Origin of the sequence: Niabella yanshanensis (genome assembly GCF_034424215.1) — a bacterium.
Classification (GTDB): Bacteria; Bacteroidota; Bacteroidia; order Chitinophagales; family Chitinophagaceae; genus Niabella; species Niabella yanshanensis.
Window position 1 is genome coordinate 4024645 of sequence record NZ_CP139960.1, and the last position, 21812, is coordinate 4046456.

The following is a 21812-nucleotide window of genomic DNA, read 5'->3' on the forward strand; positions in this document are numbered from 1 at the left end:
CAAGATGGGTAAATATAGTGATTTAGTTGAATGTGGATACAAAACTGTTATGAGCGGTCAGCCCCCTAAAAATACCCGATTCATTATCACGGGCTTCATAAGAGATTTATTACCTTCACGACCTTTAAAAATAGTGAAAAATGAAAATATTGATATTGGGCGGCGGCGGCAGGGAACATGCGCTGGCCTGGAACATTAAGGAAAGAGGCAACGGCAGGCATGAGTTGTTTATTGCTCCCGGTAATCCCGGCACCGCACAATGCGGCACCAATATCAATATAGCCATTACCGACTTTGAAGGCCTGGGCCGGTTTTGCCTCGACAATACCATTGAAATGGTCATTGCGGGGCCGGAAGAACCGCTGGTAAAGGGCGCCTGGGATCATTTTCAGCAGGAGGCGCTCCGGCATATTCATTTTATCGGGCCATCACAGTTGGGCGCGCAGCTGGAAGGAAGCAAGGCTTTTGCGAAGGCGTTTATGCAACGTCATCATATTCCCACGGCAGCTTACAGGGAGTTTACTGCCGAACAGTTTGAAGAAGGCGTCAATTACCTGCAGCAACATTCTTTACCTATTGTATTAAAAGCGGATGGATTAGCCGCGGGTAAAGGTGTGGTTATTTGTGCCACGCATGCGGAAGCGATCATAGAGTTCGAAGCCATGCTAGTGCAGGCCAAATTCGGGGACGCCAGCAAAACAGTGGTGGTAGAACAGTTCCTGGACGGCATAGAGATGAGTATATTTATTTTGACCGATGGTAAGGATTATGTCCTATTGCCTGAGGCTAAGGATTATAAACGCATCGGGGAAAAAGATACCGGTTTGAACACCGGCGGAATGGGCGCTGTAAGCCCCGTGCCTTTTGCAACCGGTGATTTCATGCAGAAAGTGGCCACTCAAATAATTGAGCCAACCGTAAAAGGCCTTGATAAAGAAGGTATCGATTATACAGGCTTCGTGTTTATTGGTTTGATCAAAGTAAATAACGAGCCTTTTGTAATTGAGTACAACTGCAGGATGGGCGATCCGGAAACCGAGGTCGTAATGCCCCGCTTAAAAAATGACCTGGCCAATCTTTGCCTGGCAGCAGCTGAACACCGGCTGGCCGGTATCCACATTGAAACAGATCCGCGTACCGCGGTAACGGTTGTAGCGGTGAGCGGTGGTTATCCCGGCAGCTTTGAAAAGGGATATAAAATAGAGGGATTGAGCGACGTGCCTGCTGAAACAATTGTTTTCCAGGCAGGAACCAAAGAAAAAGATGGGCAGATTGTTACCAATGGCGGACGTGTACTTTGTGCTACTTCATTCGGGGCTAATACTTCAGAAGCTGTAGCACAGTCAAGACAAGTGTTGTCGCATATCAGGTTCGATGATATGTACTACCGTGGCGATATCGGGTACGAATTTGAGTAATTGTTTGGTATCTCAGTTAATACATGGCATCAATCTTGCGTGCCCGTTAGGTACAGGCGTCGCACTTTCCAAAGGAGTCCTTCGGACTTGTAGTGTTGTACACAGGTCATCCTTAACTCTTTAAAATAGCAGATTCTATGCAACTTAAAAATGCAGTGCTTATATTAGTATCCGGTACTATTGCCTTAAATGCTCACTCGCAGGCTAAAATTGATAACGAAACTAAAAAGAAACTAGCCGCCCAGGCACCGATAACTGTGAAAACTACGGTGGGGCCGCTGGTTTTACAGCCCCCTTTTAAAACCGAGTCTGCTAATAAGAACAGCAAAACCATCAACTGGCCGGAGGGAGTAACCCCTAAAGCGCCCAAAGGATTTGAAGTTACCCGGTTTGCTGATAACCTCGAAAACCCCCGCTGGACCTACGTTGCGCCTAATGGCGATTATTTCGTAGCCGAGGCGGGTACCCGCAAAAGCGCCAATCAGATTACCTTGCTGAGAGATACTGATAAAGATGGCAAGATAGATGAACGTTATGTCTTCATCAATAACCTTAACCGCAATTTCGGGATGCTGGTACTGGGCGACTATTTCTATATTGCCAATACTGACGGGGTATACCGTTATCCGTATAAAACCGGAGACATTAAACTGGAAGGTGCGGGGGAAAAAATTGTATCACTTTATGCAGGAGGGTATAATAATCACTGGACGAGAAATATTATCACCAATAAGAAAGGCGATAAAATCTATATTACCGTCGGCTCTGCCAGCAATGTGGGCGAACATGGAATGGAGGCTGAAAAAGGACGTGCGTTGGTATATGAAGCTAACCCTGATGGGATCGATCTGAAGATATATGCCAGTGGTCTGCGTAATCCTGTGGGTTTGGACTGGAACCCCGTTACCGGCGAACTTTGGACGGCTGTGAACGAACGGGATGGACTGGGCGATGAAATTGTACCGGACTATGCGACCAGTGTGAAAAGGGGTGGTTGGTATGGCTGGCCCTTCAGCTATTATGGAAAGGTGAAGGATCCGCGTTGGGCAAATGATCCGCATGATGACCTGGTAAAAAAATCTATTGTTCCTGATGTGCCCCTTGGGCCGCACACCGCCTCATTAGGCCTGGTGTTCTATAAGGCGGGCAAGTTCCCCTCGAAATATAAAAACGGGGCATTTGTAGGTCAGCATGGTTCGTGGAACCGTTCTAAACTTTCTGGTTACAAGGTCGTATTTATACCATTTGAAAAAGGCAAACCTAAGCCTGCTGTTGACTTTTTGACCGGCTTTATTGCCAGTGACGAAAGGAGTGAAGTATATGGGCGGCCGGTAGGTGTAGCTGTAGCTACAGATGGCTCTTTACTGGTGAATGATGATACAGCAGGCATTATCTGGAAGGTGAGTGCGAAGTAGTTGATAGTTATAGCTGACCGTGTAGTGTACCTGCTATTATCCCTGGAGTGTGCAGAGACATGGAGGCGTAGAGCATACCTGAATATTGGATATTGCATATTTCAAATCCTACTTGCCACTAGCTATCCCCCACTTGCGTTTTTGTTTCACGCAAAGACAGCAGAGGGAATGGAGGCGCAGAGCATACTTGAATATCGATTATTGAAAATCGATCTTCCTACTCGCAACTAGCTATATCCTATTCCCCTTCCCTATATTCCAGAATATCCCCCGGTTGACAATCCAGCGCTTTGCAAATAGCATTCAGGGTTTCAATGCGTACCGCTTTAGCTCTCCCGTTTTTAAGGATAGAGAGATTGGATAAAGTAATGCCTACTCTTTCGCTGAGTTCATTCAGCGACATTTTCCGTTTTGCCATCATTACGTCCAGGTTAATAATAATTGCCATGCTATACGGTTAAATCCTGCTCGGTTTGAAGCTCAATACCTTTTTTAAAAACATAGGCAACCACAAAAAGTGCAATGCTCATAAATATCCACACATCTGCGCCACTTAAATAAAGGGCTTGCAGATCAGGCATTTTCACGCCCTGCCCGCTCAACCAGTCGGCGCAGGTTGTACCCAGGATGGAAAATAAACCAATTAAAAGAGCCAGGGAGGCAATCCTTAAAATAAAACGCTGGGCAATATTGGTAAAAGGTTGTTCTATTTTGACTTGTTTATTATGCAGTATGCTGATGATGAGGTAAAATAAAATTGCTTTTAATGCTGATACAACTCCTATAATGAATACCTGGGTAAAGAAAAAAACATGTCCATATTGTAACAGATCCCTGAGGTCGGCCTGTTGCCAAAGATAAGGGACTGCCTCAGGTTTTACCAGTATGAAAACTGCGTTGGTAATAAAGCTAGCTGCTTCTATACTCAAACCCACAAATATGATCCAGGCAATAATATAGAGCAGGGTTAGGATGATCTTTGTTTTGGGTGAAGGCTTCCAATAACCCTGAGATACTTCGTTGGATGCTATATTGACTGATTTCATTTGTTCAGGTTTTAACTATATATATTGTAGTCTAAGCAAATATAGAATAAATTCATTTATTTCGATATATATTTATTGTAAGTCAGTAAATTTATTTTGTTTTTCATGATGTTGGTGGGCTGGCCTAAAATCCCGCCACATATGCATATGACCAGGTTCCCAGGCAACTTGTTATTGAGCTATTACCCAGTTTTCTTCAACCGGATTGTCATTTTGCAATCGTTTGCAGATCCCGGGCGCTATTCAACTATTTGACGAATCATTCCAAAAATGAAGGTTGAGTACTATGTAATGTGTTGATTTTGAGTTATTAAAAGTAGTTCAAGTTTAAGACCACTTTTTACCGCTGTTCAGCGTACCAACTGTTTTTCTAATTTGTTCTCCCAAATCCGGCCCTAAAACAGGAAGGGGTATTCGATTGCGGTAACGAAAATGGTGAATACTTGTCAGCGTAAAGAAGTTCAGTATGTAAGATAGTCGGGATTAGTAGGAGCATTGGTTGGCTGTAATCTGCCTGGTTGCTATCAATAGGCAGTTGCATAGTGCCGTTTAAGCCGAATTCGTATCATATCGTAATTACAGTTATTAAATAATCTCGTTGCGTCGTGTCGGCTACCAAGCCAATTTTTATACGCTAAACAAAAAATAATGAGTCCAATAAAATCAGTCATCAATTAATCAATCCGTGCCGGCTGTACTCAATCCGGCTAAGACTTTAAAGTCGAAAAACTTTTAGGAAAAAACATTGTAAGAAACCCAAAGTAAGTTTATGAAGTATAAGTATGTGGTAATACCCATTGCAAGAATCATTGTTTTATCATTGATTGGTGTACTCTTGCTTCCGTCTGTAATGAGAGCGGCAGATGTGGTGGCAGAATCAATAGCTAAGCTGGTGCCCATTAAGGGCACCGTTCGCAGTAACGACGGCAAGCCCTTATCAGGCGCGTCGGTAAGTGTCAAAGGTTCTTCCAATGCAACGCTAACCGATGCAGACGGAAGGTTTACTATCGACGCGCAGGTGGGGCAAACACTCGAAATAACATTTGTTGGTTATGCCACAAAGGAGGTAGTTGTAGCTGATGCAGAAGAGTTAAACATCAATTTAACCGCACTCGAAAGTAACCTTGAAAATGTTGTGGTAGTAGGATATGGCACCATGCGAAAAAAAGATCTGACCGGTGCCATTACTCAGCTCAAACCCGATAAAATAGCGGATGAAAATCCTAGAACGGTTCAGGATATTTTAAGAGGAACCCCCGGACTGACCATCGGATTAGACGCGTCTGCAAAGGGAGGCGGTTCCATCAATATACGTGGACAACGTTCAGTATATACTGCAGGCAACCATAACTCTCCGTTGCTGGTTTTAGACGGTATGATCTTTTATGGCGAATTGTCGGAAATTAACCCTGATGATATTGAGCAAATAGATGTATTAAAAGATGCATCTGCTGCAGCTGTATATGGCGCACAGTCAGCTAACGGCGTATTGATCATCACTACCAAAAAAGGAAAGCAGGGGAAGCCCAAAATTAACTTTACCTCTAACCTGGCGCTTTCTACAATGGGTGTAGACCGGCCTGTTTGGGGACCTGAGGGCTACATCAAATACAGGGAGGATTGGTATACGGCCGGAACTTATGGTTTAAATACTGCTACCGGTAAATACGAGCCGTATCAAATGGCCGGAGATCCATCTTTGGGTAAGCCGGGATATTATGAAAAGCCTACGGCGGATATGCTATCCAGATATGGGATAACAGCAGATCAATGGAGGGCCTATTCAACCAACGAGGCCGGTGCTTCTGATGACCTGATTTTTGCACAACGTATTGGTCTCGGGCACACCGTGTTGACCAACTATCTTGCGGGCAGAACTTTCGACTGGTACGACCATAGTTTTAGAGAGGGTATTAACCAGGACTACAACCTGAGCGTTTCCGGGGCCAGCGACAGGATCAACTACTATATGTCAGCCGGGTATCTTTCCAACCAGGGGGTAATTGTGGGTGATAACTACCGGGCTGTTCGATCTAACCTGAAAGTGGATGGGAAAATAACTAACTGGTTGAATATTGGCGCCAACATTAACTTCCAGGATCGCTCTGACGGGAATATAGCCACCAACTGGGGCGATGCTATTACCTTCAACAGCCCATTTGCCTCGTATAAAGATGAAAATGGTAACCTGGTAGTGCACCCTCAGGGGTCAACACTTACGGGGCTTGTAAGAGGATACAATTACGATTATAACCGCCAGTTCCAGGACCTGGAAAGCGGCTTCACTGTTTTGAACTCTATTTTCACGGCAAAAGTAAAACTGCCTTTTAATATCAATTATTCGTTTAATGTGGCACCACGATACCAGTGGTTTTACAGGCGCTATTTTGCATCTTCAAAACACCCGGACTGGAACCCGCTTACGAATAATGCAGGGGTAGACCGCGAAAATAAAAAGCGTTTCGACTGGTCGCTCAATAATACCATTAACTGGGAGCATACTTTCGCAGGTAAACACCGCGTAAACGTAACACTGGTACAGGAAGCAGAGGAACGCGAACTATGGGAGGATTATATAAGGGCTCGTAATATAACACCTACGGACGCTTTAGGCTTTCATGAAACGTCTACTGGTGACAAGCTATTGAGTGAGTTTGACTCTTATGATGCACGTCAGACCGCCGATGGTATGCTGGGCCGGTTGTTCTACTCCTATGATGACAGGTATATGTTTACAGGTTCTGTTCGTCGCGATGGGTACTCGGCTTTCGGTACTTCCAATCCCCGCGCTACTTTCCTTTCTGCTGCCTTAGCCTGGACCTTTACCAATGAAAAGTTTTTTAAATGGGATGCATTAAGCAATGGTAAGCTGCGGTTGTCTTATGGACAAAACGGGAACAGGTCATTAGAGAATCCTTACATCGCTTTGGCTGACCTTGCACTGGGAACCGGGACACAGGGATATATAAATGGCACGGGAGACTATATACAATTCTATTACCTCAGGATATCCCGCATGGCTAATAAAAACCTGCAGTGGGAGAAGACAGCGTCTTTCAATGTAGGCCTGGACCTTGGTTTTCTTAATAACCGCATTACAACTACATTGGATTACTTCAATATGTCTACCACCGACATGATCATGAACCAGTCCCTGCCTGATTTTTCTGGTTTTAGCAGCATTACTTCTAATTTAGGTGAGGTGCAGAACAATGGTATTGAAATATCCATTAATTCCCGCAATATCGTTCGGCCAGATTTTAACTGGAATACCACGTTCGGCTTTTCCTATTACAAAAACAAGATCAAACATCTGTACTACCAGTACGAGGATGTATTGGACGCCAATGGTAACATCATATCCAGCAAAGAGGTAGATGATATTACCAACAAGTGGTTCATTGGTCAGCCCATTGGTGCTATCTGGGATTATAAGGTAACGGGTATATGGCAGGTTAATGAAATAGAGGAAGCGAAAAAATATGGCCAGCGTCCCGGTGATCCTAAGGTTGAGAACAGCTATACTGCAGACGACGTAAAGAAAGCTGATGGAACTACCACACCGGTTTACAGCAATGATGATAAGCAGTTTTTGGGTCAAACCCAGGCACCGGTTATGTGGTCCCTGCGTAACGATTTTACCTACAAGAACTTCAATTTGTCCTTTAATATTTATTCCTACATGGGACATAAAAGTACACACGGCGCTTACCTGAACCAGGATAATGGTACTTCCACCATCAGTCAGGGACTTGCCAATACCTACGAAAAACCGTATTGGACACCTGATAACCCGAGTGATTTCTGGGCGCGATTAGAATCAAAAGGCCCCCAGGGATTGAATGCGCCACAGAGAGTGTTTAGCCGTTCGTTTGCCCGGCTGGAGAATGTAACACTTGGCTATACATTACCTAATAAATTAACCTCGTCGGTAAATATTGAAAAATTGAGAGTATTTGGTGCCATAAGAAATGTAGCGGTATGGAAAAAAGATAGCAACTGGCGTTACTGGGATATCGAAACCGGTGCAATGGCGCCAAGAACATTTGCACTGGGGTTAAATCTAACTTTTTAAACGAAATAGAATATGAAAACGAATCATTTTTATAAACCGGTTTTTGCTCTGATAGGTATATTGTGTGTTACATTATTTCCAGCCTGCAAAAAGGACTTTTTGAAACCCGATCCGCTCTCGTTTTATGAGCCCGATGTCACATTTACTGACCGTGCCGGTATAGAAGCTACCACTTATATGCTGGACCGTCACCTGCGCACTTACTGGAGCCATTTGTCAACAAGAGATATATCGGTGCCTATGAATACCGAATATATGTTATCTGATATTGCAGTGTCTGGTAAATCCGATGATCCTAACATTTTTGCTGATGTAGCCACCCGTCTTACTCCTACGGATGGTATACATGACAATGATGTAAATATGATATCCTTTTTTTGGACGGAAACCTACAACGGTATTAAATATGCCAATACCATTACCAGCTTTATTGATAATGTACCTAATCTGGACCAGAAGGTCAAAGAGGAGTTCCTTGGACGTGCCTATTTTCACAGGGCTTTCCGTTACCTGGCACTTTGTTTCCAGTTTAAGGATGTGCCGCTGGTAACTAAAATATTAACAGCCCCCAAGCAGAATTTTAAAACCACCAGCCGGGAGGCTATTCTTGAAATGATCACCGCTGATATGGAGAAAGCAGTAGCATGGGTACCCGACCAGTCTCAAATGGCTTATGTGGGCATGATCAACAAAGGCGCCTGTCGTCAGTTATTGCTGAAATGTTACCTGGCTACCGGCCAGTGGGATAAAGCTATTGCCCAGGCTGATACACTGATCAGTCATTCTGGTTATGCATTAATGAATAATACTTTTGGAACATTTGATAATCCTGCACCGGCTGCCTGGCCCATTACCCGCAATGTGATCTGGGATCTGCACCGGCCGGCAAACAAAGCCATTGCAGCTAATAAAGAAGCCATCCTGGTAATGCCTAACCGTGAAGGTACTGATGCTACTATAAGATATAAATCTATGCGTAACTGGGGACCGATGTGGAACCAGGCCGCATTAAAGTCCCCTGGTGGAAAAGTGCTGCAGTCTTATGCAAAGACCAATAGCAATTACAGGGTGCTATACGATATTAACGGTGCGTTCGGAAGAGGAATAGGGATGATCCGTCCTACTCATTTTGCGCAGTACGGTCTATGGAGCGTGAACGGGGTGAACGATGTTACCGATTTGCGTCATAACAGTACGGTGGGCAACTGGGTACGTATGGATTCCCTCAAGTATAATGATCCTGCAGATCCGTTTTTTGGGCAGAAATTGAGATTGTATAACGGTAATACCATTTTATGCACGGATACGATTCGCAGCTGGTTCGACTGGCCGCACTATAAAATATATATTGATGATCCGGTATTTCTCGCAACTCCGGGTTCCAACCGTAATGATGGGGGAGCTGCCGACTGGTATTGCTATCGTCTGGCAGAAACCTACCTGCTAAGGGCGGAAGCAAACTTTTATAAAGGCAATATTGCACAGGCTACAGCCGATGTAAATGCCGTAAGGACAAGGGCCCAGTGCAGCCAGCTCTACTCAACCGTAACCCTGGGAGATATTGTTAATGAGCGTGCCAGGGAGCTATATATGGAAGAGTGGCGCCATATGGAGTTGAGCCGTATATCTTACAGCCTGGCGCTAAGCGGTAAAGCAGATGAATGGGGCAATACCTACAATGTAAATACGCTATCTGATAACAGTTACTGGTACCAGCGTATTCAGCATTACAATGATTACTATAATAAAAACAAAGTAGTAGTTAGGGGGCGAAATTATGTAATAGCCCCGCATAATATTTACTGGCCTATTCCTCAGAGAGCCATAGATGCCAACCTGTATGCCAAATTACGCCAGACACCCGGCTATAACGGTTATGATCCCAATGTGGAAATATGGACCCAATGGCAGGACGCGGTAGCGGACGAAAATACAACCGGAGAATAGATTGAGAATAAGATATAATAAAAATGGTGATCAGTAAGCTGATCACCATTTTTATATACAGCCTATCGAAGGCCCTGTAACCTGCTATAAACCTAATACTCCTTTGAGCTTTCCATATCCGTTACGGCTTACATTGATCTTAGCGCCATTTTTTAAGATAGCCACATGTCCATCTTTTTCATAAGGATCAATGCGGGTAATTTCCTGGATGTTGACAATAAACGAACGATGGCTGCGTACAAACATATCTGCCGGAAGAAAAGATTCAAAAAAAGACATGGTCTTATTTTTAAGGTAGTAACCTTCTTTGGTAAATATTTTTACAAAGTCATCAGCAGCTTCCAGGTATAATACTTCCTGTACCGGGATGATCTTGATCTTACTGCCATTTTTTACAACAATGCGGTTGTTGCTACCGGGTAACTGAGCATCGTTCAGTAGCTCTTTGGTATTTTCTACGGCTACGGGGCGGCTCTGCGCTACAAATTTAGATACTGCTTTATCAAAACGTTCCTGGTCGAAAGGTTTTAAAAGGTAATCAATAGCATGTGCTTCAAAAGCTTTTATAGCATATTCGTCGAAAGCCGTTGCAAAAATAACAGCAGGTGGATTTTCTACCAGTTCCAGCATTTCAAACCCGCTGATCTTGGGCATTTGTATATCCAGGAATATAAGGTCGGGCTCGTATTCCTGTATCGCTTTAAGACCTTCAAAACCATCTCCGCATTCAGCCACTACTTCCAGTTGCGGATGTTTTTTCAGATACTCTTTAACCATGCTCCTGGCTAAAAACTCGTCATCTATAATTATTACTTTACTCATACCTGTTGCGGGATTTTTACGGTTGTTTCAAAAATAGTGTCGTGTGTGGCAGTGCTTAATAAATCATTTCTTGCGAAAAGCAAATATAATCTCCTTTTTATTGAGGATAATCCAAAGCCTGTTCCTTTTTTGGGCATCGAAGTTTCAGGATCAAATGGGTTTTTTACGCTAATGATCAGTTCATTACCTTCTGAATGGCAATCTATAGTGATGAGCGTTTGCCCTGTGGTATCGTATAAGCCGAATTTAATAGCATTTTCGACAATAGGTTGCAATAATAAGGTGGGTAATAAAGCCGGCTTGCAACCTTCGCTGATATCTATTTTTGTCTGTAGCCGGTTGCCAAAACGTACTTTTTCTATTTCAAGATATAGGTTCAGGTAGCCTATTTCTTCTTCCAGGGTAACCATTTGCGATTCTTCCTTCTTAAGCGTTCCCCTTAAAAAATCGGATAACTGCTGTACCATTTTTCGCGCCAGTTGGGGGTCCAGGCCTATTAATGCGTTAATCGAGTTTAAACTGTTAAAAAGGAAATGAGGCTGTAATTGCTGACGCAACTTAAATAATTCTGCTTCCCGGGAAAGCGCTTCCACATCGGATTTTCTTTTGGATTCTTTTTTCCGCTCCTGCCAGTTATACCATAGGATAGAAGCAATAGTTACGATGGTGAGCACCAAAAAGGCGAATGCATACCGTATCACTAAAGAATTATGCAGGAAGCCCAGGTAGGCAGTTTGCTCCTCAAACAAGATCTTTAAAGAGCTGTTGGAGATCAATAGCCATAAAAGTGAAAGAACCGACGAAGATGCAATAATACCGATGTATTGGTAAGAAGTTGGGAGATAATAACGGGTGATATTCAAAACCAGCAGACTGGCCAGCAATAACATGGTAATGCTTAAAAAACTGTCACCCAGTACAATGCTGATAGGAAATTTTAAGTCGTACAAAATAAGCGCCTGTGCACTTATCAATACCATCCAACCAATAATTAACGATGCAATAAATCTTTTTGCTGAAAGAGGTGAAGCCATCGGGTTGGTTTATAGTTATTTTGAATTTACAGCCAAGTCCATGGCCGTTAAAACCATGGACTTACCGTTAAAATATATAGATTCGATCAGGGTTCTTGATTGTTGCTAAAAACTTTTAATGTCAATACCTCCGAATATCACAGTTCCCTTAATTAGAAGCGTTTTGTTGGTTTCAGGCAATCCTTTCATAACACGTTTATCTTTTACTTCACCCATAATAGCAACCGCTTCCGAGATAACATTCCAGTTAGAAGGTACAATCAATGTGGCTCCTCCAAACAAGGCGGTTACATCTAAAACGGCGGTTCCCATTAAATCAGCCTGGGACAGGTCAATCTCGGTGCCGCCAAAGATATTGGTCATATCTCCACCTCTGAAATTTTTGGAAAATACTTTCTTTTTCGAGCCTCCGAATATTGAGGTGGTGTCGATATAGTCCTGCCCCGAAGCGCCGGCGAGGGGAGAAGTGCCTCCATCATCAAACTGGATGTAATTTTTGGATCCTTTAGGTCGGAAAATGAAAAACAAACCTGATCCTATTAAAATAATGGGTAGTATAAACCTCCTTAATTCCCCCGGAAAAAAGTAATTGTTGATAAGAAATATAGAACCAATCAGCACCATGATCATCCAGCCCGGCCCTTCGAAATTTTTGCGTACGCCAACGAACAGGCCTAATGTGATCAGAAGCATCGGCCAGGAAAAGATAAAGTCGGGCAGGTCGATGCCAATACGTCTTAATAAATAAACAACGCCTATGATCAGCAGGAAACCGCCTATCCAAAGGTGGCTTTGCGATTGTTTGGGGCGGAAATTGTTAGGATCCGGTTGCTGGTAGCCTCCTGGCTCACTTTTATACATTTCTGTGTTGTATGGATTGTTTTCGCTCATTGTTTTCAATTTTAAGTAAAAATAGCACGCCTTAACTCCTGTTGCAACACATTTATTGTATGTAAACTTAATATATCGGTGAACGGCGGAGTTGGGTCGGTCAGTAACATTGCTAATTTTCTGTTACTTCCACAAATTCAAATTTAGTGCCGTCAAAAAGCCCTTTATCGCTCAATTTCAGGGCCGGGATCACCAGGAGGGCCATAAAAGACAAGGTCATAAATGGCGCGCTTAAGCGGCTGCCCATTTCCTTCGCCATTGAGTCGATAGCGGTATAGGACCTGGCAATGGCATACCCGTCTCCGGCGCTCATTAACCCGGCAACCGGTAACGGCAGTACTGCTTCTTTTGCCTCATTTACAGCGCTTACGCCCCCTTTCTGTTCAATTACCTGGTTTACCGCTTTACAGATGCTTTCATCATCTACTCCTACTACCACAATATTATGACTGTCATGTGCTACCGATGAGGCCAGGGCTCCTTTTTTCAGGCCAAAATTTTTAATAAATGCAGTGGCTACCGGAGCATCATAATAGCGGTTAATAACAGCTATTTTAAGAATGTCATTTTCGGTATCGCTGACAATATATTCACCTTCTAATTTGGGTGTGGCGGATAGTTGGTGCGTGATCAATTGCCCATCTAAAGCTTCAATTACTCTTAACCGGGTAGCTTCATTTGCCTTAACAGCAAATGCTTCTACAGTTTTGAGCGTACAATTAAAATTATTAACAACACCCGGGGCCTGGGATTGAATCAATGTTTTTCCGTTTTCGGCAACCAGCTGCCCGTTGATGTAAGTTTGAAGAACTTCGAAATTACCCAGGTCTTTTACCAGGATAAAATCGGCGGGGTCTCCCTCTTTCAATAATCCCACATCCAGCTTATAATGTTGAACCGGGTTGAGGCAGGCCGCTTTGAGAATTTTGAAAACGTCAATTCCCTTTTCTACGGCTCTTGAACAAAGCTGGTTGATATGGCCGGCTTCCAGGCTGTCAGGGTGCTTGTCATCGCTGCAGAACATCATCTGGTCGGGGTATTCATGCAGCAGCCCAATCAATGCTTCAAAGTTTTTAGCGGCGCTTCCTTCCCGGATCAATATTTTCATACCCAGTTTTAATTTGTCTAACGCCTCTGCTGCAGTAAAACATTCGTGATCGGTGCTGATCCCGGCGCTAATATACTTCCGGGCCTCTTCGCCTCTTAATCCCGGGGCATGTCCGTCTACCGGCTTGCCCAAATCCTGAGCCGCGTTTATTTTTTGCAATACTTCGGGATCGCCATTCAGAACGCCCGGAAAGTTCATCATTTCGCTGAGGTATTTTATTTCGGGCTTCTCCAGTAATTTCCTGACATCCTTTACATCCAAAACGGCGCCGGCTGTTTCAAAGCTGGTGGCTGGCACACAGCTGGGAGCTCCAAAGTTAAATTTGAAAGGAACGGTCTTCCCGTTGCTGATCATGTATTCTACCCCTTCCATGCCACAAACATTGGCTATTTCATGGGGGTCGCTTACCGTTGCAACGGTGCCATGCGCCACTGCCAGCCGGGCAAATTCAGAGGGGATCAGCATACTACTTTCAATATGAACATGACTGTCGATAAAGCCAGGCAAAATAAAATGATCAAAATTTTTTCCTTCGAGGGATTCGATTTTTTCAATTAAGCCATTTTTCACGGTTACTCTCCCGGGGTAGACGCTAACGGCTTTTATATCTACAATATTTCCTTCGATATTCATAGGGTTAAAAGTAATGTATTTTGAGAGCTGATTATCAGGAACTTTATAGCATATTTCTAGGCTATTGGGAAATAGTTTATTATCTGTAGAAAAGGGATGCTAAACTATGTCCGATAGCAGATGACATGTGTAGAGGCGGGTGGTTTTTCGGGTCGGCTTATGAGGCTATGATAGCGGGAAACAAAAAAGAGAGGAATAAACCTCTCTTGAATAATTTTAGTTGGTTAAAATACCCTCTTCCAACTCCGATACTAATTGTTGGATATGTTGCCCGATCCATTCAGGGATCGTTTGTTTGGCGGATATTGACCACTCATTGTCATTTTTGCTAAGCCTGAAAAATATACGGTTTCCGCGGTCGTCGGCGGTATCTACATCAAAAACATAATCGCCTGCATTATTGTTTTTTTTGTAGTTAAATTCCCTCAATCTTCCGCTGATTTTTACCAGCCTGCTAAAATGTATGATTTTTACAAATGATGTATGCATTTTCGAAATAAGATATTTAAATACCTCGCAAATATTGTACCGCCAAGGTAAGTTTTACAAAGTACAGTATAGGCGAGAGTGCCATTAACCCGTCTAAGATAAAATAAAATAGATAATCGTTCTTTGTTTTTATAGCTTTATTATACAGTGAAAAAGTTAAGATGATAGGAATCAATAAAATAAAATTATCCACAAGGTCTAAATCGGAAAAATAACCGATAAAAAACGCTGTAATGACATTGAGCGCTACAAATAAATTAAAGACTATTTTTATTTTTGGTGGAGGCAGCAGGGTTACCAGGCTCTTAACACCTGTTAGTTTATCGTAATCCTTATCCCTAAGATCAAACAAAATACAAATAGGGAAGATGAGCGTGAAGCGATTGATAAAAAAAAGGTTATATACCGGGTTCCAGGATCGTTCCATAATAAAAAAGGGAAGCGCCGATGTAACATAGGTCCACATCAACGCCAGCAATATAGTTTTTCCTAAAATAAATTTTTTGAGCGTTGAAAATGGCTGGAATGGAAACTTAGGCGCAGTGTATAATAATGTTAGGAAAATGGCAGGGAGAATCCATTTGATATAACCCAGTTCTTTCAGCAAAAAGAACGCACAGCCAAAAGAACTGATAACAAAAAAAGTAGCATGCAGCCATTTGTTTTTGCTGAGCCACGGGGTGCGAGATGCTGTTATTTCTGTAGTTTCATCGGTAAGATACCAATGAATACTATAGCTGGCCAGTGTTGAAAAAAATAAAAAACCTGCGAAATGTGCTGGCGGAAAACCCAAGGAAAAAAGATGTGTGCTATATCCAGCCATTGCTACGGCACAAAGTGCTATGAAAATGTTGCTGAAAATAATAAAATCAAAAAACTTTCTGTTGTAAGATGCTTGCAATGAAATTATTTTTGTTCAAAAATATTTAAAAATACATGGATATTGGAACCAAACTGGCCCATGAAATTTTCAACTGTTCTGTAGACTTTGATACAATTTGCCTGGAAGTGTTCCGGTTTCAATATCAGCATAATAGTATCTATAAAAAATATATAAATGCATTGGGTATTGATGTTGCAGCAGTAAGGGAGCTTTCGAAAATACCTTTTCTGCCCATTCGCTTTTTTAAAACACATGATGTGACTGCAACCACTTTTGAAGCGGAAGTGATATTTGAAAGTAGTGGTACTACCGAAACTATTAACAGCAGGCATTATGTAAAAGCAAAGAACATTTATGAACAAAGCTTTTTGTCTGCCTTTGAACAGTTTTATGGTGATCCTTCAGAATGGTGTGTGTTAGGGTTATTGCCTTCTTACCTAGAGCGTCAGCATTCTTCACTGGTTTATATGGTAGAAGAGTTGGTGAAAAGAAGCGGACATGAGAGGAGTGGTTTTTATTTGTATGATTTTGAGAAGCTGTATGAATCGCTGCAGGCCTTGGAGCGGGCCGGACAAAAAACATTACTGATAGGGGTGACTTTTGGGTTGCTTGATTTTGTGGAGAAACATCAGCTGCCGTTGCGACATACGGTGGTGATGGAAACAGGTGGTATGAAAGGCCGCCGGAAAGAAATGATCAGGCAGGAAGTGCATGATGTGTTGAAGCGTGCGTTTGCGCTTAAAGAAGTGCATTCGGAGTATGGCATGACAGAACTATTATCCCAGGCTTATTCCAAAGGAGACGGGCTATTTAGAACCCCGGGGTGGATGCGTATTTTGCTAAGGGATGAAGAGGATCCACTTACTATAAAAGCTATAAATGACGCGGATTCAATAAGAGGCCTGATCAATGTTATTGACCTGGCCAATATTTATTCCTGCAGCTTTATAGCTACCGATGATCTGGGCATTTTGCATAATAATGGTCAGTTTGAAATAACCGGAAGAATGGATCATAGTGACCTGAGGGGATGCAGTTTGCTGGTGGTTTAGCGCTGGTATATTGTGTGGAATGCTAAATAATAATAAACCCGGCCTGAGCCGGGCTTATTAAAATACTGCAATATTTTACATTAAACATTGAATCTGAAGTGCATGACGTCTCCGTCTTTCACCAGGTACTCTTTGCCTTCAATTCTAAGCTTTCCGGCATCTCTTGCAGCGGCTTCTGATTTGTACGTGATATAGTCGTTATAACCAATTACCTCCGCTTTAATAAAACCTTTCTCAAAGTCGGTATGTATCACACCTGCACATTGCGGGGCTTTCCAGCCTTCATGGAAGGTCCAGGCACGTACTTCCTGTACGCCGGCGGTGAAATAAGTGTTTAAACCTAATAGCTTATACGCCGAGCGGATAAGGCGGCTTAATGCAGGTTCTGTCATCTTATATTCGTCCATAAATAAAGCTTTGTCATCCGGGTCATCCATTTCAGAGATCTGTGCTTCGATGGAGTTATTCATGATGATGATTTCAGCGCCCTCTTCTGCGGCCACTTTTTGCAGCGCTTCTGAGTATTTATTGCCGGTATGCATAGATGCTTCATCTACGTTAGCTACGTACAGTACCGGCTTGTCGGTTAATAAAAATAAATCGGCCACGGCTGATTTATCTTCTTTGCTCAGATCCAGTGCGCGAATACTTTTGCCCTGCTCCAGGTGCGCCTGGCAGCGTTGTAACACTTCCAGTTCAACTTTTGCCTTCGGGTCTGTTTTAGCCTGTTTTTCCTTTTTCTGAATCTGTTTTTCAACACTATCCAGATCCTTTAACTGCAATTCAGTATCGATGATCTCTTTATCGCTTACGGGGTTGATAGCGCCTTCCTCACGCAGTACATTTTCATCTTCAAAACAGCGAATCACGTGTATTACTGCGTCTACTTCGCGGATATTTGCCAAAAACTTGTTTCCTAATCCTTCTCCTTTGCTGGCTCCTTTTACAAGGCCTGCAATATCTACTATCTCAATTTGAGTAGGTACCGTACGATCGGGTTGCACCAGTTCAGCCAGTTTTGCAATGCGCTCATCCGGAACATCTACCAGTCCAACATTAGGTTCAATTGTGCAAAAACGGTAATTGCTGGCCTGCGCTTTAGCGCTGTTACTTACCGCGTTAAATAAGGTTGATTTTCCTACATTGGGTAAACCTACTATCCCTGCTTGTAAAGCCATATTATTTTAATTTGAATAATAATGTTGTTATTGGTCCATGCTCAGTGAGCATCGACCATAAAAGTCCGCAAAGGTAAGTATTTTAAGCGGAGGCCAGGACTTACAATAATCTTCTTATTTTTGATAATGGACTTTAAAGGCCTCCTTTCTTCCATTTCAAAAACCCATGTGCTGCTGCAGCAGTCAGCTGTAAATGCTGTAAACCGCCATATTACACTTCGTAACTGGCTTATAGGGTTTTATATTGTGGAGTATGAACAGAAGGGAGATGACAGGGCAAGATATGGGGACTTGCTTTTAGAAAAGCTGGCACGACGCATAAAAATCAGCGGGCTTTCAGAAACCAACCTGAAGAATTTTCGGAGGTTTTATCTTTCTTATTCCTCAATAGGTCAGACAGTGTCTGACGAATTTCAACAAATAATACCAATAGGTCAGACAGTGTCTGACCTATCTAAACCAGTCGTAGCAAGCGTTTCAGCCAGTCGATTATTTTCTCCGGTAAAAGGAATTACTGCAGCGCAGTATAAAAAACATATTGTTCAATTATTCGCAACTACGTCTTTTTCACATTTCACGGAGCTTATTAAAATAGATGATGCGTATAAAAGGCTTTATTACGAATTGTTGCAGATCAACACACAGCCTTCGGTAAGAGATTTAAGGAGGGCTATTCATACATTGTCTTATGAAAGAACGGGCCTGTCTCAGAATAAAAAACTTTCCCTACAGGAAATAGAGAAAAAGATAAAGCCTGCGCAGGCTTCTGATGTGATCAAGGATTTCTATTTTTTTGATTTCCTACAATTACCACAATCGGAAACAGTACATGAAACAGAACTTGAAACTGCGCTTTTAACGCACCTGGAGAAATTTATCCTGGAACTCGGAAATGGGTTTTGCTTTGAAGCCAGGCAAAAAAGACTATTGATCGGAGATGAATATTTTTTTGTTGATATGGTGTTTTATCACCGTATTTTACACTGTCATGTACTGATAGAATTAAAAGTAGAGAAATTTGTGAGCCATCATGCTTCACAATTAAAATCTTATTTAAACTATTACGAAAAGAACTGCCGGACGGAGGGGGATAATCCGCCTATTGGTATTTTACTGGTAACGGATAAAAATAATGCGATGGTAGAATATGCAGGCGCTACAATAGAAGAGAAAATGTTTGTATCTAAATATGAGGTAATGTTGCCTTCCAAAAAGCAACTGGAAAACTTTTTGAAAAAGGAGCTTAAAAAATATAAAACAAAATAACAGAATTAAGGGTATGGTATTAAGCAGGATCTGGAGTGCCTTTATTATTATTGCTTTAGCGGTGGCTTTAGGTAGGTTTGTATTTCAGGATGATCAGCAGCAGATATTTACACAAATGGTAACAGGTAAAAGCGGGGATACCACTTTTGTTCAAATGGTAGATTCGCTAACATTGCCCGCTTCCATACATGGTCAGTTAGCAACAGGGCAAAATAATGTGAAATGGGAGGGATCCCAGGTGATTGCTATGGGCAATGGCCAGTTCAAAACCTTTAACCTGCAATCGACCAATGGTGTTTTTGAGACTACCAAAGATGCGGTTACCCTATGTATAGGGTTGATCGGTATTATGGCTTTGTTCCTTGGATTTATGAATATTGCCGAGCAGGCAGGCGGTGTACGCTTCCTTTCGCGTATTATTGGCCCTTTCTTTTCAAAGATATTTCCGGAGGTACCCAAGAATCATCCGGCCATGGGGCATATGGTTATGAATTTTTCTGCTAATCTTTTAGGGTTGGATAATGCGGCAACACCATTCGGGATCAAGTCTATGGAAAGCCTGCAGGAGCTGAATCCTGATAAAACCAAAGCCACCAATGCGCAGATCATGTTTTTATGCCTGCATGCATCGGGGCTTACTTTAATACCAACCGTAATCATCGCCGATAGGGTAGCGTTAAAGTCTCAGTTTCCTACCGAAATATTTATACCCTGTATGATCGCCACTTTTGTGGCAACTATAACTGCAATGGTGATAGTGTCTTTCAAACAAGGAATTAAAGTATTTCAACCCGTGATTATAGCCTGGGTATTAGGCATCACCGCTGTTTTTACTGCACTGATCGTATACGTGCGTATGCTGGATGCGAAGGGTATCCAATTGTTCTCCACCAGTCTCAGCAATGGCCTTATTCTGCTAATATTTCTATTGATCATTGTAGGGGCTATTTATAAAAAGGCGCCCATATTTGATGCTTTTGTTGATGGAGCAAAAGGTGGTTTTGAAACAGCTATCAGGATCATTCCTTACCTGGTAGGCTTGTTGGTTGCAATAAGCTTATTACGCAACAGTGGCGCGTTTGATTTTATAATGGAGGGTATTAAGGCTTTGTTTGCCTTCTTAGGAGGAGATGCCAGGATAGTAGATGCTTTGCCCACTGCTATTTTGAAGCCCTTTAGCGGTAGCGGCGCCCGGGCCATGATGATCGATACATTGAAGTCTCATGGTCCGGATTCATTTGCCGGCAACCTGGCTTCTGTATTCCGCGGCTCCGCCGATACCACCTTCTATATCATCGCTGTTTATTTTGGCGCAGTGGGTATTAAAAATACCCGCTACTCCGTAAGCGCTATGTTACTCGCAGATCTGGCGGGTATTATAACAGCGGTGGCGGTGAGTTATTTGTTTTTTGGGTGATGGAAGGGTGTTTATTATATAATGGCTGTTGGTGGAGGGCCTGTAATTGTTTTTGAATTAAAAGAAATGAGGTTTTAAGAAAGGCGCTGTTCTGTATCCTAATACAGTCGAAGAGGTAGTTGTAAGTGACAATGGACCTTGCAGAGTTTATTGAAAGGACAAAAAAAAGCCGGGCTAATTAAAGCCCGACAGCAGATTATTTGTTATTCAATAGTGACCTGCAGAGGCGCAACTCTATATTTTGGTTAGAGTGCCGTAAACGTTCTTACTGCAGATGTAGGAGTGGCCGCTCTGAAACCGGAAAAGATATGATGATAGACCCTGCCAATAGCCGCATTCCAAAAATCAGCATAATTAACAAAAGCTCCCGATGCATTTCTCACCTGTAACAGACCAAGGTCAGTATTATTATCTCCAATAACTTTGATGCGATAATCAATACGTTCGCTACCTGCGCTTATTTCTCTGTCAGGATGCTTAATTACCGGAACAGGTTCCCAGCCAGTAGCTTCACCAAAGGCAACCGGCTTGCCCAGATTCAGCCAATCGCTTTTGATACTTGTTATTATGTTGTTGTTTTTGGTATAATAGGTATATTGATATTGGTACTGCAATTTTAATGTTGTTGGTACTCCTGCAGTTTCATACAGGAAGTTATAGAATTTTACCCAGGCTGTTGTATCTGTAATAACAGTAGTGTTTTTTGGGTAAGGATATCCATTGCTAATTATTACTGGCGGTTTATTGAAATCATGTACAAATATATTTTGCTTACCCGCGATAAAATTCACTTCCTGATTATATACCAGTTCCTTAGATGCACCACGGTAGAGCTTTATATTAGCCTTTCCGGACGGTGCGGCAAAAAACCTGCCCACCGCACCGCTTGGTACTGCATTATAGGTAACCAGCGTGGAGGTTGAGTCTACTATCGCAATATCATTAACTTCTACTTTGGTTATGTTATTTGCCGCAACTGCTGTTACCGGAACAAAATAATGTAATTGGAATTCGGCCATATTCTCTGGCAGCTTCACCGAGTCAAGCTCAATTACATGCTTCGTACAGGAAGCCATTAGCAGGATCACCGCAAGATGAGGTATCAGCTTTGTTAAATTTTTCATATACTGAATATTTA

At 42.5% G+C, this 21812-nt stretch carries 17 protein-coding genes; 7 read left to right on the forward strand and 10 right to left on the reverse strand.

Translation table 11 applies throughout. The features are described from left to right. Positions 1-140: 140 nt before the first annotated feature. Positions 141-1418 carry a phosphoribosylamine--glycine ligase gene (gene purD, locus U0035_RS16695; RefSeq protein ID WP_114792336.1) on the forward strand — a complete coding sequence of 426 codons (1278 nt, stop codon included), beginning with the start codon at positions 141-143 and terminating at the stop codon, positions 1416-1418. 137 nt (positions 1419-1555) lie between these two features. Continuing rightward, positions 1556-2833 (forward strand): PQQ-dependent sugar dehydrogenase, encoded by a 1278-nt coding sequence (locus U0035_RS16700; RefSeq protein WP_114792337.1) that lies wholly within the window; start codon positions 1556-1558, stop codon positions 2831-2833. A 238-nt stretch (positions 2834-3071) separates the two neighbouring features. Here the strand turns inward: U0035_RS16700 and U0035_RS16705 are convergent, their stop codons facing one another. Both U0035_RS16705 and U0035_RS16710 read right to left on the reverse strand, forming a co-directional pair. Further along, positions 3072-3281 carry a helix-turn-helix domain-containing protein gene (locus tag U0035_RS16705; protein ID WP_114792338.1) on the reverse strand — a complete coding sequence of 70 codons (210 nt, stop codon included), beginning with the start codon at positions 3279-3281 and terminating at the stop codon, positions 3072-3074. Position 3282: 1 nt separating this feature from the next. After that, entirely contained in the window at positions 3283-3879 is a 597-nt protein-coding gene (locus tag U0035_RS16710) for a DUF2975 domain-containing protein (RefSeq protein ID WP_114792339.1), read from the reverse strand. A gap of 769 nt (positions 3880-4648) precedes the next feature. Between U0035_RS16710 and U0035_RS16715 the strand changes: the two genes are divergently transcribed. Together U0035_RS16715 and U0035_RS16720 are read left to right on the forward strand one after the other, a co-directional pair. Next, the gene (locus U0035_RS16715; protein WP_114792340.1) at positions 4649-7954 is read left to right on the forward strand and encodes a SusC/RagA family TonB-linked outer membrane protein; all 3306 of its coding nucleotides are present in this window, start codon (positions 4649-4651) and stop codon (positions 7952-7954) included. A gap of 12 nt (positions 7955-7966) precedes the next feature. Then, entirely contained in the window at positions 7967-9901 is a 1935-nt protein-coding gene (locus tag U0035_RS16720) for a RagB/SusD family nutrient uptake outer membrane protein (RefSeq protein WP_114792341.1), read from the forward strand. An 84-nt stretch (positions 9902-9985) separates the two neighbouring features. On the opposite strand, the gene U0035_RS16725 is transcribed toward U0035_RS16720, so the two are convergent. From U0035_RS16725 to U0035_RS16750, 6 genes are all read right to left on the reverse strand, one after another. Then, entirely contained in the window at positions 9986-10723 is a 738-nt protein-coding gene (locus U0035_RS16725; protein WP_114792342.1) for a LytR/AlgR family response regulator transcription factor, read from the reverse strand. Beyond that, positions 10720-11757: a sensor histidine kinase gene (locus U0035_RS16730; RefSeq protein ID WP_114792343.1), complete on the reverse strand. Its 1038-nt coding sequence runs from the start codon at positions 11755-11757 to the stop codon at positions 10720-10722. Before U0035_RS16730 ends, U0035_RS16725 begins: the two co-directional genes overlap by 4 nt. Positions 11758-11862: 105 nt before the next feature. Beyond that, positions 11863-12648, reverse strand: coding sequence for a LiaF transmembrane domain-containing protein (locus U0035_RS16735; RefSeq protein WP_114792344.1), 786 nt, complete (start codon positions 12646-12648; stop codon positions 11863-11865). Positions 12649-12760: 112 nt separating this feature from the next. Further along, on the reverse strand, positions 12761-14389 hold the full coding sequence (gene ade, locus U0035_RS16740) for an adenine deaminase (RefSeq protein ID WP_114792345.1): 1629 nt from the start codon (positions 14387-14389) through the stop codon (positions 12761-12763). 216 nt (positions 14390-14605) lie between these two features. Next, positions 14606-14878 carry a hypothetical protein gene (locus U0035_RS16745; protein WP_114792346.1) on the reverse strand — a complete coding sequence of 91 codons (273 nt, stop codon included), beginning with the start codon at positions 14876-14878 and terminating at the stop codon, positions 14606-14608. 16 nt (positions 14879-14894) lie between these two features. After that, positions 14895-15779: a UbiA prenyltransferase family protein gene (locus tag U0035_RS16750; RefSeq protein ID WP_114792347.1), complete on the reverse strand. Its 885-nt coding sequence runs from the start codon at positions 15777-15779 to the stop codon at positions 14895-14897. Positions 15780-15814: 35 nt separating this feature from the next. On the opposite strand from U0035_RS16750, the gene U0035_RS16755 reads away from it, so the two are divergent. Further along, positions 15815-16813, forward strand: a complete 999-nt coding sequence (locus U0035_RS16755; protein WP_114792348.1) for a long-chain-fatty-acid--protein ligase — start codon at positions 15815-15817, stop codon at positions 16811-16813. Positions 16814-16893: 80 nt separating this feature from the next. On the opposite strand, the gene ychF is transcribed toward U0035_RS16755, so the two are convergent. Next, entirely contained in the window at positions 16894-17991 is a 1098-nt protein-coding gene (gene ychF / locus U0035_RS16760) for a redox-regulated ATPase YchF (protein WP_114792349.1), read from the reverse strand. 126 nt (positions 17992-18117) lie between these two features. On the opposite strand from ychF, the gene U0035_RS16765 reads away from it, so the two are divergent. Further along, the gene (locus U0035_RS16765) at positions 18118-19257 is read left to right on the forward strand and encodes a PDDEXK nuclease domain-containing protein (protein ID WP_114792350.1); all 1140 of its coding nucleotides are present in this window, start codon (positions 18118-18120) and stop codon (positions 19255-19257) included. Positions 19258-19270: 13 nt separating this feature from the next. Further along, the gene (locus tag U0035_RS16770; protein WP_114792351.1) at positions 19271-20674 is read left to right on the forward strand and encodes a nucleoside recognition domain-containing protein; all 1404 of its coding nucleotides are present in this window, start codon (positions 19271-19273) and stop codon (positions 20672-20674) included. A gap of 245 nt (positions 20675-20919) precedes the next feature. On the opposite strand, the gene U0035_RS16775 is transcribed toward U0035_RS16770, so the two are convergent. Further along, positions 20920-21798 carry a hypothetical protein gene (locus U0035_RS16775; RefSeq protein WP_114792352.1) on the reverse strand — a complete coding sequence of 293 codons (879 nt, stop codon included), beginning with the start codon at positions 21796-21798 and terminating at the stop codon, positions 20920-20922. Positions 21799-21812 lie beyond the last annotated feature (14 nt).

Bases quoted from the DNA above. Each gene is read 5' to 3' on its own strand.
- purD (WP_114792336.1), top strand. From the start codon at position 141: ATGAAAATATTGATATTGGGCGGCGGCGGCAGGGAACATGCGCTGGCC.
- U0035_RS16700 (WP_114792337.1), top strand. From the start codon at position 1,556: ATGCAACTTAAAAATGCAGTGCTTATATTAGTATCCGGTACTATTGCC.
- U0035_RS16705 (WP_114792338.1), bottom strand. From the start codon at position 3,281: ATGGCAATTATTATTAACCTGGACGTAATGATGGCAAAACGGAAAATG.
- U0035_RS16710 (WP_114792339.1), bottom strand. From the start codon at position 3,879: ATGAAATCAGTCAATATAGCATCCAACGAAGTATCTCAGGGTTATTGG.
- U0035_RS16715 (WP_114792340.1), top strand. From the start codon at position 4,649: ATGAAGTATAAGTATGTGGTAATACCCATTGCAAGAATCATTGTTTTA.
- U0035_RS16720 (WP_114792341.1), top strand. From the start codon at position 7,967: ATGAAAACGAATCATTTTTATAAACCGGTTTTTGCTCTGATAGGTATA.
- U0035_RS16725 (WP_114792342.1), bottom strand. From the start codon at position 10,723: ATGAGTAAAGTAATAATTATAGATGACGAGTTTTTAGCCAGGAGCATG.
- U0035_RS16730 (WP_114792343.1), bottom strand. From the start codon at position 11,757: ATGGCTTCACCTCTTTCAGCAAAAAGATTTATTGCATCGTTAATTATT.
- U0035_RS16735 (WP_114792344.1), bottom strand. From the start codon at position 12,648: ATGAGCGAAAACAATCCATACAACACAGAAATGTATAAAAGTGAGCCA.
- ade (WP_114792345.1), bottom strand. From the start codon at position 14,389: ATGAATATCGAAGGAAATATTGTAGATATAAAAGCCGTTAGCGTCTAC.
- U0035_RS16745 (WP_114792346.1), bottom strand. From the start codon at position 14,878: ATGCATACATCATTTGTAAAAATCATACATTTTAGCAGGCTGGTAAAA.
- U0035_RS16755 (WP_114792348.1), top strand. From the start codon at position 15,815: ATGGATATTGGAACCAAACTGGCCCATGAAATTTTCAACTGTTCTGTA.
- ychF (WP_114792349.1), bottom strand. From the start codon at position 17,991: ATGGCTTTACAAGCAGGGATAGTAGGTTTACCCAATGTAGGAAAATCA.
- U0035_RS16765 (WP_114792350.1), top strand. From the start codon at position 18,118: ATGGACTTTAAAGGCCTCCTTTCTTCCATTTCAAAAACCCATGTGCTG.
- U0035_RS16770 (WP_114792351.1), top strand. From the start codon at position 19,271: ATGGTATTAAGCAGGATCTGGAGTGCCTTTATTATTATTGCTTTAGCG.
- U0035_RS16775 (WP_114792352.1), bottom strand. From the start codon at position 21,798: ATGAAAAATTTAACAAAGCTGATACCTCATCTTGCGGTGATCCTGCTA.